Origin of the sequence: Novosphingobium sp. MBES04 (assembly GCF_000813185.1) — a bacterium.
In the GTDB taxonomy this organism is placed as follows: Bacteria; Pseudomonadota; Alphaproteobacteria; order Sphingomonadales; family Sphingomonadaceae; genus Novosphingobium; species Novosphingobium decolorationis.
The window spans coordinates 1,630,305-1,645,852 of sequence record NZ_DF850489.1; the positions used below are offsets into that span (position 1 = coordinate 1,630,305).

Below are 15,548 nucleotides of genomic sequence, written 5' to 3' on the forward strand. Positions count from 1 at the left end.
GCATTAATGCGAGGTAGCTATCCAGAGCTGGAATTGAAGTCAACGTCCAGCCGGCCCACGGCGCAGCAGACCCACCCGCCTGAGCCTGTCGCAATTTCGGTGCGACGCCATCACTTGGGCCCCGCAGCCGCTCCTGGATACTCCCCGACCGTTCATGACGGCGTCACAGGTAAAAGCGGGCCCTGACATTCGCGCCTCCTGCAAGACCGACTTCGTCGGGTGCTCCCGCCACCAGCCCAGCCGATTGGACAATCGCCATAAATGCTCTTGCGAGTCATTATCACATATGTGTACGTGAACGTAGCTAATGCGAATCACTTGCCCTATTTTGACGGCCCGCCAGCATTCGGGCTCAGGGGGAAACACATTGCGACCTGACCTTCGTTCCGCCGCCACTCTTGGCGTTTCGGTTCTCGCTCTCGCGTCCATCGCGGCGCCCTCGCTGGCCCGCGCCCAGGACACGAACGAGCGGTCTGCCGAGCAGGCACGCGAGAAGGCGGACGGCGAATTTCTGGGCACGATCGACATCGGCGAAAGCACGCGGGCCATCCGCACCGACACCGCAACGCCCATCACCTCGATCAACCGCGAGGAAATCGAGGATCGCCAGGCCAATACGATTGCGGAGCTGATCGACTCGATCCCCGGTGTCACGATCGTCAACGGCTCGACCCCGATCGGCTCGGGCATCAACATCCGTGGCTTCGGCGCGACCGGCACCTACGGCACCGACCAGAAGGTTCTCGTCCTCGTGGACGGCGCGACCAATGGTTCCGAAGAGCTCTACCGCATCGGCACCCAGCTCTTCACCGACCCGCTCCTCTACAAGAGCGCCTCGGTGCTGCGCGGGACAGTGGGCAGCTTCGAATACGGGTCCGGCGTGATCGGCGGCACCGTGATCCTCGAGACCAGCGACGCCTACGATTACCTTGGCGGCAAGACCGGCTTCACGGTCAACCAGAACCTTTCGGGCGCCAGCAACGGCGGCGGCTTTGCGACCTCCACCACGCTGGCCGCGATGCCCAGCGAGAACGTCGAGTTCCTGGCCAACTACAGCTACCGCACGAGCGGCAACCAGGAAGATGGCCACGGCGAGCGGATCGAGAACAGCGCCTTTTCACTCCCCAGCTTCCTTGTGAAGGGCGCGCTCCACTTCGGCGCGGACAACGCGCATACCCTCAAGGCCAGCTTCAGCCAGACCACGACGGCCGAGCGCGACAAGCCCTACGACAGCTTCGGCACGACCGGGGGCGTCTTCGGCAACGTCGATCGCGACACCAAGTCCAGGAACCTTGTCGTGGGCTACTACTACGAGCCCCTCGGCACCGACGCGATCAACCTCAGCCTCGTCTACACCCGCGCGCAGCAGGACATCGAAAAGTCCTACATTCCCTACTCCTCGCCCGTCTTCGGAGAGGTGGGGACCCCGGTGACCGATGCCGACCAGCGCTATGTCACCTCCAAGGTGACGCTCAAGAACGCGGCGCTCTTTGCAACCGGCAACGTCCGCCACAACCTGCGCGTCGGGCTGGAGTACATCGACAAGGACCGCCTGGACGCGAGCTCCGCCCCGGGGGGCACGGACCGGCGCATGGCGGCCTTCGCCGTCGATGAAATCGGCCTCTTCCGCGGCTTCACGGTGACGCCTGCGGTCCGCTGGGAAACCTCGAACGTGAAGGGCGAGCTCGATGACGGCTCGAACGCCAGCTACACCAACGAGGGCCTGATGGGCGGTGTCTCGGCGCGTTACGAACTGCCCTTCGGATTTTCCGTCTTCGGGTCCTGGGCAAAGACCCGTTCGATGCCGATCATCGATGACCTCGAAAACGTCGCCTACATGAACCAGCCGGAAAAGAGCCGGAGCTGGGAAGCGGGGGCGGCCTTTGACCGCACGGGCATCTTCACGCCGAATGACCGCTTCGCCATCAAGGCCAACTATTACGACACCGACCTGACCGACAACACCTCGTATTCGGGGGTGGCCGAAGTCTATCTCGAGGGTGTCGAGATCGAGGCCTCCTATGCAACGCCGAGCGGCTTCTATCTCGATTTCAATGGCAACATCGTAAGCGGCACCCAGCTTTCGACCGGGGGCGCGCTGAGCGACTGGGGCAACCTGCCCCAGAACACCTACCAGCTGGCCCTGGGCAAGCGCTTCGGGGACCACCTCGACGTGCGCTGGGAAGGCGTGCTGGCCGAGGATCTCGATACCGATGGAACGGTCGAGCAGGGCTACGACGTGCACAACCTGCGCGCCTCGTTCTCGCCCGAAGTCGGCTTCCTCAGGTTCCTGACCTTCCGGGTCAGCGTCGAGAACATCTTCGACACCTACTACGTGCCCGCGCTCGCCACGCGCCCGGCCCTGGGGCGCAATTTCAAGGGCGCGGTTTCCGTCCAGTTCTGAGCGACAAAGGAGGCGCAGGCGATGTATCCGGCACAGGCATCACGGTGGGATCGGCAGCGACTGGCGGGGCTTGCCGGCTCGGCGCTGGTCAACGGCGGGGTCCTCGCGATCTTCGTCGGCCTTGCGAGCGGGGCCGTGCACGATACCGGCGCGGGCCCCTCGCTGACCGTGATCGCCTTCAGCCAGGCCGGGGAGACACAGGGCGCGGCCCAGAGCGCCGAGACCTCTGCCGCCGCGCCCTCCGCGCCGCGCCCTCCGCGCCCGCAAACGGCGCAGCCGGAGGTTTCCCAGACCGCTCCTGCCCGCAGCGCGCAGGCCCCTGCCCTCCCCGACCGGCGCACGAGGCCCCGCAGCGCGAAGATCGACCCGTGCGCGCGGACCTCGCCCTGATGCCCCCCGCCGTGCGGATCGCAGCCCCGGCCCCTTCACCAAGTTCCGCCAGCCCGCACGAGGTCGACGCCAAGCCCCCCGAGCCCGGGGCGGCCAGCAGCCGCGCACAGGCCAGCACGAACCCAGGCGAAAGCCGGGCGCAGGTCGGCGGCGGTGCGGCGAAATACGCAGCTGCCGTCATGCGCCACCTCATGCACTACCGCAGGCAGAATACGGTCGGGGCGGGCGCGGCCTACATTCATTTCACCGTGATCGAGGACGGGCGCTGCCGAGACATCGGCGTAGCGCGCAGTTCCGGCTCGTCGCGCTTCGATCACGCCGCGATGCAGCTGGTGCGCCGCGCCGCGCCCTTCCCCCAGCCCCCGCACGGTGAGCCCCGCAGCTTCAATTTCGAGATCACCGGCTCGTGAGCCGTCCCCCCAACACCAGGAGATTTCCCATGATCGCCCCAAGAGGCATCCGCTACGCGCGTACGCCCCTGGCGCTGGCCGCCTTGGCCGCGCTTCTTCCTCTTCCGGCGCTGGCCCATACCGGGTTCATGCTGCCCAATGTCTTCGTCGCCAACACCGAGCGCATGGTGACGCTGGAAAGCGCCTTCACCGAAGACTTCTTCCATCCCGAGATCGCCCTGGAATCGGAGGACTTCCATGTCATCGGGCCCGACGGCGAACGCACCGCCTTCGACCGGATCTCGGGTCACAAGCAGGTCACGATCCTCGAGGCCGGGATGGAGGGCGAAGGCACCTATCGCTTCACCAGCGGCGTGCGACGCGGTCGGACCGGCAAAATGGCCATGGCCAAGGGCGAATGGGTGCCGGTGCGCGGGGATGAACTTCCCGAGGGCACCCAATACGTGAAGACAAGCCAGACCGAGACCGTCTCGGACGTCTATGTCTCGAAGAAGGGACCGACCCGGGCGCCGGTCGATGTCCATGTCGGGCGCCTGGAAATCCACCCGATCACGCATCCCAGCGATCTCTATGTCGACGGGCCCTTCGCCTTCGAGGTGCTGTTTGATGGCAAGCCGCTCGCAGGCCAGGAACTGAGCCTGGACAGGGGCAACGCGCGCTACGAACAGGTCAAGCCGCACAGGGCCCTGACCACCGACGCGGACGGGAAAGCCGAACTCAGCTTCGAGGCCCCCGGTGTCTACATCCTGATGACCCGCCACCGCGCCGATGCCCCGGCGGGGGCCGAGACGGATATCCGCAGCTACACCACCAGCCTCACCTTCGAGGTCCAGTCCTGATCCTTTTGCGCACGGCGCGCCCCCACACACGAAGGAAGTATCCCATGACAACAAAGACAACCAAAGCGGCGCTGGTCGCCCTCACGGCCCTCGCGGCCCTGAGCGGGCCTGCACTGGCCCAGGACAGCGAGAGCACCGCCATCGGCACGCGCGCGACCGCCAGCGGTCACAGCAAGACCAGCTTTCTGGAGACCTATGACACGAATGGCGACGGCAAGGTCTCGCTGGCCGAGTTCACCGCCGGGCGCGAAGCGAAGTACAAGTCCTTCGACCTCGATGGCGACGGACAGGTCTCCGAGGCCGAGTACGTCGAAGAGTATCGCGCGCGCCTCGATGCCGAACTGGCGCGCCGCCGCAGCCTGCAGATCCGGCAGACATACGTGCGCTACGGCGTGCTCGACACCGATCACGACCAGAACATGAGCCTTGCGGAATTCCAGGAATCCGGCAACCGCATGTTCAAGCGCCTCGATACGAACGGCGATGGCGTGATCGACGAAAAGGACACCTCGGACCACTACTGATACCAGCCATCGGCGCGCGAGCGGCGTCCTGCCGGAGCCCCGGCCCTGGCAGGACGCGAGGAGACTATCCGGCCCCGATGCCGCCGTCGCGTGACCTATGGATTGGGAAGATAGCGCTTCAGGCGCTCGGGCCGCTGCGGGATCGGGACATCGGGATCAAAGACCGCCACCTCTGCCCCGCTCCTGGCGAAGATCTCCTGCAGCAGGGCAAGCGGGTTTCGTGTCATTTGCCCCGTCGTCAGGCGATCTCGAGAGCCACCTGGTTGCACACCCGAATGAGGCGTTCGGCCCATTGCGCCTGCCCCTGCTCGTCCGAAATCAGGTCCTGCCGGATCTCGAGATAGAGGTAGGGGCGCCCTTCGCTTTCGACGTGGCGTTCGATGGCCGCGTTGTAGATCTTGCCCGAGTAGGGCTCCTGATCGCCAACGACGAGCCCCTCTTCCTCGAACAGGCGCGTGGCGATGCGGGCGCCGCGATCGTCCGCATCGTAGAGAACGCCGCAGTGCCAGGGCCGGGTCTCGTCGGGCCTGGTTGCCATCTGCGGGGTAAAGCTGTGCAGGATCAGCGTGAGCTGGGGCGGCTGCTCGTTGAGGAGCGTGGTCAGCGCGTCATGGAAAGGATGGTGGAAGCGCGCGAGGCGCGCCTCACGGTCGATGCCGACATTGCCGGGAATGGCCGAGCCATCGCTCGTCTCGGGGATCGCGGCGGGATCGTCCACGGTGCGGTTGGTGTCGCAGACAAGGCGGCTGACATTGCCGAGCAATGCGGCGGTGCCGGGCCGCGCGCACATCCGCTCGGCAATCGCGGCAACGCCGATGTCGATGGCGATGTGCTCGTCCATCAGTTCGGGCGCGATGCCCAGGTCAATGTCGCCGGGCACGCGGTTCGAGGCGTGATCGGCAACGACAAGGATGCCCCCGAAGCGGGGCGTGCCGACGATGCGGTAGCTTTCGGTCTCGGTCGTGGTCTGCATGGCCCCTGTCCTAACGCAGCTTGCCCGCCATTTGCCACCAGTTCCCGTGCATTTGCGCCAGTTTTTCCGCCGCTTCGTCGCGCGCCTCATCGCTGTCGTAGAGCGCAAAGCAGGTCGCGCCCGAGCCAGACATGCGCGCAAGGAAGGGGCCCGTCGCCTCCAGCGCGGCCAGCACGTCGCCGATCACGGGGCACATTTCGAGCGCAGGGCCTTCCAGGTCGTTGCGGCCTGCAAGGGCAATCGCGCGCAAGGAACCTTCGGTCGGCATGGCGCCCCGGTCCACGCCGTCCCAGGCCTTGAACACAGGGCCTGTCGGCACCGCCTCGCGCGGGTTGACGAGAAGCACCGGACAGCCCGCCAGGTCGTTTTCGGCAACTTCGGCAAGGTCGGTGCCCGTGCCCGTCCCGATGCAGGCGCGCGAGAGGACGCAGGCGGGCACGTCCGCGCCCAGCTTTGCCGCGCGCGCGTGCCAGTCTTCGGGCAAGCCGTGCGCGCGCTCGACCATGCGGAACACCGCGCCCGCATCGGCGGAACCACCGCCCAGCCCCGCCGCGACCGGCAGGCGCTTTTCCAATGTCACCGACCACCCCTTACCGTGCGGCAAGGTGCCCAGCGCCTGCGCGACGATGTTGTCGAACGGGTTCATCAGGCTCCCGACGAATTCACCGCGGACTTCCAGCAGGTCCTCGCCCGCCGGGGTCACGGACAGCCGGTCGCCATCGTCGACGAAGGCGAAGAGCGTCTCCAGTTCGTGGTACCCGTCCTCGCGGCGGCGACGCACGTGGAGGGCAAGGTTGATCTTGGCGTAGGCGGTTTCGTTCATGCCCCTGTCCCTGAAACGACAGGAGCGCCGGGGCAAGCCCCGACGCTCCACAATCGTCCGTCATCCGGCGATAGGCCCGATCACATGTTGGGATAGTTCGGCCCGCCGCCGCCTTCCGGCGTGACCCATTCGATGTTCTGGGTCGGGTCCTTGATGTCGCAGGTCTTGCAGTGGACGCAATTCTGCGCGTTGATCTGGAGTTTGAGGGCATCGCCGCCCGCGCTCTCATCCGCCACGAACTCGTAGACGCCCGCCGGACAGTAGCGCGCCTCGGGCCCCGCGTAGACCGGCAGGTTGACCTTGGTCGGGATCGCCGGATCCTTGAGCTGCAAGTGGCAGGGCTGCTCTTCCTCGTGGTTGGTGAACGAGTAGGAGACGCTGGTCAGGCGGTCGAAGCTGATGACACCGTCGGGCTTGGGATAGTCGATCGGCTTGTAGAGGTCCGCGCGCTGCAGGCACGAGGCGTCGGTGTGGTGCTTCATCGGCTTGGTGATGCCAAAGCCGAAGAGCGTGCGCAGCCACATGTCCGCACCGGCGAGCACCGTGCCCATCTCGCCGCCCCACTTGGCGACGAGCGGCTCGGCGTTCTGGACGAGCTTCAGCTCATCGGCGATCCAGCTCGAGCGAACGGCATCGTCGTAGTCCTGCAGCGTGTCGTGCGCGCGCTCGGCCTTCACCGCCGCGGCGATGCTTTCGGCCGCGAGCATGCCCGACTTCATCGCGGTATGGCTGCCCTTGATGCGCGGCACGTTGACGAAGCCCGCCGAGCAACCCGCGAGCACGCCGCCCGGGAAGGCCAGCTGCGGGACCGACTGCCAGCCCCCCTCGTTGATGGCGCGCGCGCCATAGGCCACGCGCTTGCCGCCTTCCAGGATCGCCTTGATCTCGGGGTGCTGCTTCCAGCGCTGGAATTCCTCGAAGGGATAGATGTAGGGATTCTTGTAGTCGAGCGCGGCGACAAAACCCAGGGAGACCTGCCCGTTGGCCTGGTGGTAGAGGAAGCCCCCGCCCCAGGCGTCGTTCTCCGACAAGGGCCAGCCCTGCGTGTGGATCACGCGGCCCGGCACGTGCTTGTCGGGATCGATGTCCCACAGCTCCTTCATGCCCAGGCCATAGATCTGGGGCTCGCAGTTGGCTTCAAGGTCGTACTTGGCCTTGAGGCGCTTGGTCAGGTGCCCGCGCGCGCCCTCGCAGAAGACGGTGTACTTGCCCAGCAGGTTCATGCCCGGCTGGAAATCGCCCTTGGGTTCGCCATCGCGGCCCACGCCCATGTTGCCGGTCTGCACGCCGATGACCGCGCCGTTGTCATCGTAGAGGATCTCGGCCGCGGGGAAGCCGGGGAAGATCTCGACTTCCAGCGCCTCGGCCTGCTCGGCCAGCCAGCGGCACAGGTTGCCCAGCGAGCCGGTGTAATTCCCGTGGTTCGACATGAACTTGGGCTGGATCGCGTGGGGGATCGAGAACTTCTTGCCGCGCGTCAGGTGCCAGTGCCAGTTATCGGTCACCGGAGTTTCTGCCATCGGGCAGTCCATCTCGCGCCATTCGGGCAGCAGTTCGTCGAGCGCCTTGGGGTCGAACGTCGCGCCCGAAAGGATGTGGGCGCCAACCTCGGAGCCCTTTTCCAGCACGCAGACCTGAATTTCGGGATCGACCTGCTTCAGCCGGATCGCGGTCGACAGGCCGGCAGGCCCGCCGCCGACAATGACGACGTCATAGGGCATCTCTTCGCGTTCAATCATGGGGTCCCCTGATCCAATACACCGTTTTTGTTGCGCGCTTTACTCCCTTTGCCTTGATTGCTCGGTGCCGACAGGTCAATACCCCCCGCAATGGATCACGGGTCAAACCAGCACTTTCTGTCAGATATCACGAGCGCGCTCGACTGGTGGAGACTGGCGGGCGTCGATTGCGATTATGTCGACGATCCGCAGGACTGGCTGGCGCCGCCCGAAGAGGAACTGCCTCCGCCCAGCGAGTGGAGCATCGCGCGCGCCGAGAACGAGGCGAAGGCCGCCGCCGCGCCCGAGAACGCCAAACGCATCGACACCGAGGCTCTGCCTGCAACGCTCGAGGCCTTCGCGCCCTGGTGGAAGGCCGAGCCGCTGCTCGCCCCCGGCTCGCTGGAAACGCGCATCGCACCTGTTGGCAAGGCGGGGGCGCAGGTCATGGTGATCGTCGAGGCGCCCGAGCGCGAGGACCGCGAAGGACTGCTCACAGGCCCCCAAGGCCAGCTGCTCGATGCAATCCTCGCCAGCGTCGGAATTTCCCGCGAGGACGCCTATCTCGCCAGCGCCCTGCCCCGCGCGATGCCCGCCCCCGACTGGGCCGAGGCGCACGCACTGGGCCTGGGCGATGTGCTGATGCACCACATCGGCCTTGTCGGCCCGAAACGGCTTTTCGTGCTGGGAGGGAACGTTCCGGCGCTTTTGGGCCACGAATCACCGCAACGGGCTGCCGTTTCGCGAAAATTTAACCATCAAGGAACATCGATACCCTTGCTCGCGTCCTGGGGGCTGGACTCGCTGCTCAACCGGCCGCGCACCAAGCCGGTCCTGTGGAAGGCGATGCTCGACTGGATCGCCACCTGACAGGCCCTCCCCACGACATGATGGGGGAGCCGGCAGGCGGCGGGACAGGGCAAGGCGAAACACGCCGCACGAGGCCCCGCAAGGACCCGGCGGCACATATGCGAAACGGCATTTTTTCGGGGTACGCAACGTGAAACGAGTTTGGGGAACAGCACGCAGCCAGGCACAGGTCCGCAAGGCCACTGCGCAGCGTGATGCGAACGCAGGCACGATGACCAGGACGCTCAACCGCGCCGCGCTCGGCGCCGCAGGGCTTGCCGCGCTGCTGTGCAGCGTAGGCACCGCCCATGCGAACAGCGCCGCGGTCGACTATTTCCGCAGCCGGGGGACCACCAGCGTGGTGCCCTCGCTGCTCAGCCACGACGACCGCGACTACTACCGCGAGTACTTCGCGGCGGTCGAGGCCAAGGACTGGACCAAGGTGCAGCGCATGCTGGCCCAGCGCCCGGACGGCCCGATGCACCAGGAAGCCCGCGCCGAGTACTACCTCGCCGCCGGCTCGCCGAAGATCGAAGGGGCCGACCTTGCCGCCTGGCTGGCCGAGGGCACCCAGCTTCCCGGCGCCGACCAGATCACCCGTCTCGCCCAGCGCCGCGGCATCTCCTCCCGCCCGCGCTCCCCAGCAAGCAGAGCTTTGCGCGCCTGCCCACCCTGCCCAAGCGCGTGCGCCCCTCCTCGATCAGCGACGGCACCATGCCCGAGGCGATATCCTCGGCCATCGTCGACCACATCAAGGCCGACGATCCGGCGGGCGCGCGCATGCTGCTCGACGGGGTCGATGCCAGCCTGTCGGGCTCGGCCCGCGCGGAATGGCGCCAGAAGGTCGCGTGGAGCTACTACATCTCCAACCAGGACGCGCCCGCTTATGAAATGGCGCAGTTCGCAACGCAGGGCGTGGGCCCCTGGGTCGGCGAGGCGTGGTGGACCGCCGGGCTCGCGGCCTGGCGCATCGGCGACTTCGACGGCGCGGCCGACGCCTTCGCCAACTGCGCCAAGTCGGCCGAGAACGACGAACTCAAGAGCGCGGGCTACTACTGGAACGCCCGTGCGCTCACCCGTGCTCGCCGCCCCGAACAGGCAGCCGACGTGCTGCGCATGGCAGCCGCGCGCCACGAAACGCTCTACGGCATGCTCGCGGCCGAGCAGCTGGGCATGCAGCTTCCCTCCCAGCACGCGCAGGCCGACTTCTCGCAGGCCGACTGGCAGAAGCTGCGCTCCGTCCCCAACGTGCGCACCGCCGTCTCGCTCGCCGAGATCGGGAGGATGGCCTTGCCGACGAAGTGCTGCGCCACCAGGCCCGCATTGGCGAGGCTTCGCAGTACGCCCCGCTTTCGCGCCTCGCACGGGACCTCGGCCTCCCCCAGACCCAGCTGTGGATGGCCTACACGCCCCGCGCGGCGGCCACCCGGACCCGGCTTCGCGCTTCCCCACGCCCAAGTGGACGCCCGCCAACGGCTGGCGCGTCGACCCGGCGCTGGTCTACGCGCACGCACTCCAGGAATCGATCTTCCACGCCAGCATCGTCAGCCCGGCGGGCGCGCGCGGTCTGATGCAGATCATGCCCGCCGCCGCGCGCGATCACGCCGCTTCGCTGGGCGTCTCGGGCTCGGCCAGCGACCTCAACAAGCCCGACATCAACCTTGCCTTTGGCCAAAACCACCTGCTCATGCTTCAGAACGACAGCGGCACGCAGGGGCTGCTGCCCAAGGTCATGGCCGCCTACAACGCCGGGCCCGTGCCGGTCCGCCGCTGGAACAGCGAAGTGCGCGACGGCGGCGATCCGCTGCTGTGGATGGAGTCGCTGCCCTACTGGGAAACGCGCGGCTACGTGAATATCGTCATGCGCAATTACTGGATGTACGAGCGCCAGGCGGGCGGCGAATCCGAAAGCCGGATGGCGCTGGCCCAGGGCATGTGGCCCACCTTCCCCGGCCTGTCGGGCTCGAAGGGCGTGCGCATGTCGGCCAAGGGCGAGCTCGACACACCCCAGTCGCTGCACACAGGCGCCGTGCGCTTTGCCGACAGCCGCCGCTGACACTCGCTGAAACACCAGGACCCGTACCGCCTTGGCCATCGACACCGACCGCACCTTCAAGCCCATCAACATCGCGCTCCTGACCGTCTCGGACACGCGCGGCCCCGAGAATGACACCTCGGGGGACATCCTCGCCGAGCGGATCAAGGGCGCCGGGCACAAGCTGGTCGCCCGCGCGATCGAGCGCGACGATGCCCAGCGCCTCGTCAGCCGTCTCAACGACTGGATCGACGACCAGGGCATCGACGCCATCGTCTCGACCGGCGGCACCGGCCTTACCGGGCGCGACGTGACCCCCGAGGCACTCGACAGGGTGAAAGAAAAGGACATTCCCGGCTTTGGCGAGCTGTTCCGCTGGATCAGCTACCAGACCATCGGCACCTCCACCGTGCAGAGCCGGGCCATGGCCGTGCTCAGCCGCGGCACCTACATCTTCGCGCTTCCCGGCTCGAACGGCGCGGTCAAGGACGGCTGGGACGGCATCCTCGCCGAGCAGCTCGACGCGCGCAACCGGCCCTGCAACTTCGTGGAACTGATGCCGCGCCTGCGCGAAGTCTGAGCAGACCAAAGAGATATGTCCGAGGGCCATCGCCCTCGGGCTCCCCGAACTGTCCACCTCACCTTCCACGCTCCACCGTGGCTGAGACAGGTGAGGTCGCCCATTTTGGGGGCAAGGGGTAATAACCCCTTGGAAAACTTCCCTTACTCCCTTTTAGCGCACAATTAAGTGCACCGTGTCCTCGTGGCATCCACCAGCGCAAGCGGGCGAGCCCCGAACTCGCGTTGTTGATATGACTGTGGATATCCAGTTGATGGCATAAGGATAGCATGTCGATAGCAGGGGATAACCACGCGCCCGGCATGGCCGCGTGCGCCGATCAAGACGATTGCCGATCCCCCCTGATTGCAGGTAGGCTTGCCCCGGCGCCGCCTGGCGCTGTGGCTGGAGACCGCCTTGGAGCCTTCCCCCGACCCGTGCGCCCCTGCTCCCGATCCGGGCGATCCGGCCTCCTCGCTCCATGCGCTTGCGCAGGCGCTCGGCCTTTCGCGGCACTGGCGCGATGTCGAGGGCCGTGACCAGACCGTGTCGGATACCGCGCTCGCCCGCATCGTCACGGCTCTGGGGTATCCTTGCAACACCGATCAGGCGATCGCCCGCAGCCACGCGCGCCTTGCCATTGCGGCACGCAGCCTGCCCGCCATGCTCGTCACCGAGGTCGGTCGGCCAACCCCGCTTCCTGCCAGCCTCACCCACGCGCGGCTGACTTCCGAGAACGGCGAGGAGCAGGACATCGCGCTCGAAGCCGGGGTCCTGCCAGCCATCGACACACCGGGTTACCATCGCGTCAGCCTCTACGGCCACGAGCTGACCCTCGCGGTTGCGCCGGCCCGCAGCCCGACGCTGGCCGACGTCCTGCCTGAAGCGCGCCAAGGAGAGCGTCTCTGGGGCCCGGCGGTGCAGATCCCGGCCCTGCGTTCGGCGCGAAGCGGGCCGCCCTACGGCACGCTTGCCGATCTGGCCGAGGCCGTGGACATCTTCGCCGCGCGCGGCGCCGACGCGCTGGCCATCAACCCCGTCCACGCCCTCTTTGCCGGACTTGGCGAGGGGTACAGCCCCTATTCGCCTTCAAGCCGCCTCCACCTCAACACCGCGCTCGCCGCGCCCGAACTGGCAGGGCTCCCTCCGCTCGATCTGCCCGGTGTCCGCGAGGCTGCCTTCATCGACTGGGAAAAGGCCCTGCCCACCCAGCACGGAGCCCTGCGCGCGCTGTTCGACGGGCTCGATTCCGCGACGCGCGCGCGCATCGCCGCCGTGACCGCTGGGGATGAAAGCCTCCAGCGCCAGGCCCTGTTCGACGCGCTCGACACCCACCACCGCGCCAAGGGGCGCACGCGCTGGCAGGATTGGCCCGCCAAGCACCGCGATCCCCACGGCAAGGGCGCCGCGCATTTTGCCGAAACCCATGCCGAGGATGTCGCCTTCCACGCTTTCACGCAGTGGCTGACAGCCAGGGGGCTCGACGCCGTGCAGGCGCGCGCGAAGGCGGCGGGCATGGCGATCGGGCTCGTCGGTGATCTGGCCGTGGGTGTCCACACCGCAGGCGCCGATGCCTGGGCGCTGCAGGGCGCGATGCTGGAGGGGCTCACCATCGGCGCACCGCCCGATCCGCTCGGCCCGCTCGGCCAGAACTGGACGCTGACGGGCTTTTCGCCGCAGGGCTTGCAGCGCACCGGCTATGCGCCCTGGATCGCGATGCTGCGCGCGGCGCTCTCGCGTACCGGCGCGCTGCGCATCGACCACGCCTTCGGCATGGCCCGGCTCTGGGTGATCCCGGAAGGCGAAGGTCCGGGCGAAGGCGCCTACCTCTCCTACCCCTTCGAGGACATGCTGCGCCTCGCCGTCCTGGAAGCCCACCGCGCAGGCGCGCTCCTCATCGCCGAGAACCTGGGCACCGCACCCTTCGGTTTCCTTGGCGCGCTGGAGGAACGCCGCCTCCTCGACATGCGCGTGCTGTGGTTCGAGCGCGCCGCCGACGAAGGCTTCATCGGCGCGGGCGACTACCCCGCCGACAGCGTGGCGATGACCGGCACGCACGACACCGCGACCATCGCGGGCTGGTGGCGCGGGCGCGACCTCGACTGGGCGCAGGACCTGGGCCGCCTGCCCGAAGCCACCACGCGCGCGGACGCCGAAGCCAAGCGTGCGTGGGACCGGGGGCTCCTGTGGGCCTGTCTCACTCACGACGCCGCGCCGCGCCCCGAGCCCTGTGATCCCGCCCCGGTCCTGAAAGCCGCTCTCGCCCATATCGGCAGGAGCCCGGCCGGGCTCGCCATCGCGCCGCTTGAAGACATCCTGGGCGAGAGCGAGCAGCCCAACCTGCCCGGCACCGTCACCGAGCACCCCAACTGGCGCCGACGCCTGACGCGGCCACTGGGGGAATGGCTGGAGGAGACGCCAATCACCGAGAGGATCACGGCGCTGGACACGGCGCGCAAAGGTCCGGCCGATCCTCCGTCCGGTTAGACAGATCGGAAAAAGATGATTCCGAGGGCCATCGCCCTCGGGCTCCCGGAACTGGCGAGCTCACCTCTCGCACGCTGCCCTGGCTGAGAATGGCGAGGTCGCCGATTCCGGGGTCAAGGGGCGATGGCCCGCTTCAAAGCTTCAGCCCAAGCGAGAACCCTACCGAGGTTTCCGCCAGCGACACGTCCGCCTCGCCGCCGCCGAACGGCGCCGGGATCGAGCCCTCGCCGCGCACCGTCTGGCGCGGGGCGCGCATGGCGTAGCCGGTCACCTCGGTGCGGTCCGAGAGGGCGAACGTCGCGCCCAGCGTGTAGTGGCTGCGCACGACGCCCGGCGCGAAAATGTTGAGGAGCGTCTGCGCGCGCGGCACCGGGTTGTCCGAGCGGCCATAGCCTGCGCGCAGGGTCAGCCTGTCGGACGCGGTGTAGACAGCGCCCAGCTTCCACACGTCGACATTGCGCCAGCCAAAGCCGGGGCCGCCGTCGGACCCGAAGGGACGCCCTTGGAAGAGCACGTCGATGGGATTGCCGACCGCCGCGACACCCCCATAGTTGATGCGCTTGTAGTCCGCGCCCAGCGTCAGCGCCGGAACCGGCGTGAGCGCGGCGCCCAGCCCCCAGGCCTCGGGCACATCGAAGCTGCCGCCATCGGCGAAGAGCCCGGCGTAGCGATCGAAATCACCGGTCTTGACCTTGGACTGGTAGAACCCGCCGACCTTCAGGAACGGGTGAGCTGGCCGAGATAGCCGAGACGAACGCCTGCGCCCGCCGACCAGTCGGTGCCCCGGTTGGTGAAGTTGGCAGGGGCCTGCGAATAGCCAGCAAAAGGCTGTGCGCCGGTCATCTCGAAGCCCTGCAGCACGATCACCGGCGACACGCCGAGCGAATGGCCGGGTACGACCTCGACCGCCAGTGTCGGCGAAATCTGGATCTGCTGGAGGTTGACGCCGGCGGCCCCTTGTGCCCCGAAGCTGGCGAAGGGGTTGGCCTTGTAATGGGTAGTCATGCCCCCGTTGCCGTTGATCGCGAGGCCAAGCGCCACACGCTCCGACAGCGGGCGGACATAGCCGATCTCGGGGAGCACGAAGGGATTGCTCCCATTGCCCGAATAGCGCCCGTCAAGCCCGGCGCCATTGCCCGCAATCTCCGCGCCCCGGTCCGGCACGAAGATCTCGACGCCGATGTCGAGACGGTGGCCGAGCGAGGTGGCCGCAGCCGGGTTGGCGGCGATGGCGAGCGCGTCCTGCGGCATCGCGATGCCGACCCCGCCCGCACCTTTTGCCTTCGCCCCCGAACCGTTGAGGAAGTACCCGTCGGTCGCCTGCGCGGGGCTGGCGAAAAGGACAAGAGCGGCGGCGGAGACGGCAAGGGCCGCGCGCGGCGCGCGGGCACCGGCGGGGCGGGTCACGACGGTCAGCATGGAAGGTACGGCGATCCCTGAAAACGGTAGGTAACCGGGATCGAACACCGCCCCGGCTTGAGGGGGCCTGCCCTAACGAATTGCGACCTCTGGGAAAGGAAGATTCCCTTGTCGCCCG

General features: G+C 67.5%; 14 protein-coding genes and 1 pseudogene. 9 read left to right on the forward strand and 6 right to left on the reverse strand.

Features of this window, described 5'->3' with window-relative positions:
- Nucleotides 1–367 precede the first annotated feature (367 nt).
- From MBENS4_RS21115 to MBENS4_RS21135, 5 genes are read left to right on the forward strand one after another with little or no spacing between them, the layout of a single operon-like run.
- Complete coding sequence (locus MBENS4_RS21115; protein ID WP_052322590.1) at nucleotides 368–2,404, forward strand: TonB-dependent receptor plug domain-containing protein; 2,037 nt, start codon at nucleotides 368–370, stop codon at nucleotides 2,402–2,404.
- 21 nt (nucleotides 2,405–2,425) lie between these two features.
- On the forward strand, nucleotides 2,426–2,794 hold the full coding sequence (locus MBENS4_RS21120) for a hypothetical protein (RefSeq protein ID WP_039394479.1): 369 nt from the start codon (nucleotides 2,426–2,428) through the stop codon (nucleotides 2,792–2,794).
- Nucleotides 2,773–3,204, forward strand: a complete 432-nt coding sequence (locus tag MBENS4_RS21125; RefSeq protein ID WP_052322591.1) for a TonB family protein — start codon at nucleotides 2,773–2,775, stop codon at nucleotides 3,202–3,204. The genes MBENS4_RS21120 and MBENS4_RS21125 overlap by 22 nt, the downstream gene beginning before the upstream one ends.
- A gap of 29 nt (nucleotides 3,205–3,233) precedes the next feature.
- Complete coding sequence (locus tag MBENS4_RS21130) at nucleotides 3,234–4,043, forward strand: DUF4198 domain-containing protein (RefSeq protein WP_039394482.1); 810 nt, start codon at nucleotides 3,234–3,236, stop codon at nucleotides 4,041–4,043.
- A 44-nt stretch (nucleotides 4,044–4,087) separates the two neighbouring features.
- Nucleotides 4,088–4,567: an EF-hand domain-containing protein gene (locus MBENS4_RS21135; protein ID WP_052322592.1), complete on the forward strand. Its 480-nt coding sequence runs from the start codon at nucleotides 4,088–4,090 to the stop codon at nucleotides 4,565–4,567.
- Nucleotides 4,568–4,662: 95 nt separating this feature from the next.
- Here MBENS4_RS21135 and MBENS4_RS27260 read toward each other — a convergent pair whose 3' ends face one another.
- The 4 genes from MBENS4_RS27260 to MBENS4_RS21150 form a co-directional block, all read right to left on the reverse strand.
- On the reverse strand, nucleotides 4,663–4,794 hold the full coding sequence (locus MBENS4_RS27260) for a hypothetical protein (protein ID WP_255352688.1): 132 nt from the start codon (nucleotides 4,792–4,794) through the stop codon (nucleotides 4,663–4,665).
- 11 nt (nucleotides 4,795–4,805) lie between these two features.
- Entirely contained in the window at nucleotides 4,806–5,540 is a 735-nt protein-coding gene (locus MBENS4_RS21140) for an N-formylglutamate amidohydrolase (protein ID WP_039394485.1), read from the reverse strand.
- A 10-nt stretch (nucleotides 5,541–5,550) separates the two neighbouring features.
- Complete coding sequence (locus MBENS4_RS21145; protein ID WP_039394487.1) at nucleotides 5,551–6,363, reverse strand: 4-(cytidine 5'-diphospho)-2-C-methyl-D-erythritol kinase; 813 nt, start codon at nucleotides 6,361–6,363, stop codon at nucleotides 5,551–5,553.
- Between the two features lie 80 nt (nucleotides 6,364–6,443).
- On the reverse strand, nucleotides 6,444–8,102 hold the full coding sequence (locus MBENS4_RS21150) for an electron transfer flavoprotein-ubiquinone oxidoreductase (RefSeq protein ID WP_039394489.1): 1,659 nt from the start codon (nucleotides 8,100–8,102) through the stop codon (nucleotides 6,444–6,446).
- A gap of 90 nt (nucleotides 8,103–8,192) precedes the next feature.
- On the opposite strand from MBENS4_RS21150, the gene MBENS4_RS21155 reads away from it, so the two are divergent.
- The 4 genes and pseudogenes from MBENS4_RS21155 to malQ all read left to right on the forward strand — a co-directional run bounded on the left by MBENS4_RS21155 (nucleotide 8,193) and on the right by malQ (nucleotide 14,011).
- Nucleotides 8,193–8,951, forward strand: coding sequence for a uracil-DNA glycosylase family protein (locus MBENS4_RS21155; RefSeq protein ID WP_039394492.1), 759 nt, complete (start codon nucleotides 8,193–8,195; stop codon nucleotides 8,949–8,951).
- Between the two features lie 211 nt (nucleotides 8,952–9,162).
- Nucleotides 9,163–10,986: pseudogene (locus MBENS4_RS21160) on the forward strand (lytic transglycosylase domain-containing protein).
- Nucleotides 10,987–11,017: 31 nt separating this feature from the next.
- A complete protein-coding gene (gene moaB, locus MBENS4_RS21165; protein ID WP_039394496.1) occupies nucleotides 11,018–11,545 on the forward strand; it encodes a molybdenum cofactor biosynthesis protein B in 528 nt (175 codons plus the stop codon).
- A gap of 396 nt (nucleotides 11,546–11,941) precedes the next feature.
- Nucleotides 11,942–14,011, forward strand: coding sequence for a 4-alpha-glucanotransferase (gene malQ, locus MBENS4_RS21170; protein WP_052322683.1), 2,070 nt, complete (start codon nucleotides 11,942–11,944; stop codon nucleotides 14,009–14,011).
- A 133-nt stretch (nucleotides 14,012–14,144) separates the two neighbouring features.
- Here the strand turns inward: malQ and MBENS4_RS26970 are convergent, their stop codons facing one another.
- A complete protein-coding gene (locus MBENS4_RS26970) occupies nucleotides 14,145–14,786 on the reverse strand; it encodes an OmpP1/FadL family transporter (protein WP_340140865.1) in 642 nt (213 codons plus the stop codon).
- Nucleotides 14,729–15,430, reverse strand: a complete 702-nt coding sequence (locus MBENS4_RS26975) for an OmpP1/FadL family transporter (RefSeq protein ID WP_242405036.1) — start codon at nucleotides 15,428–15,430, stop codon at nucleotides 14,729–14,731. The genes MBENS4_RS26970 and MBENS4_RS26975 overlap by 58 nt, the downstream gene beginning before the upstream one ends.
- Nucleotides 15,431–15,548 lie beyond the last annotated feature (118 nt).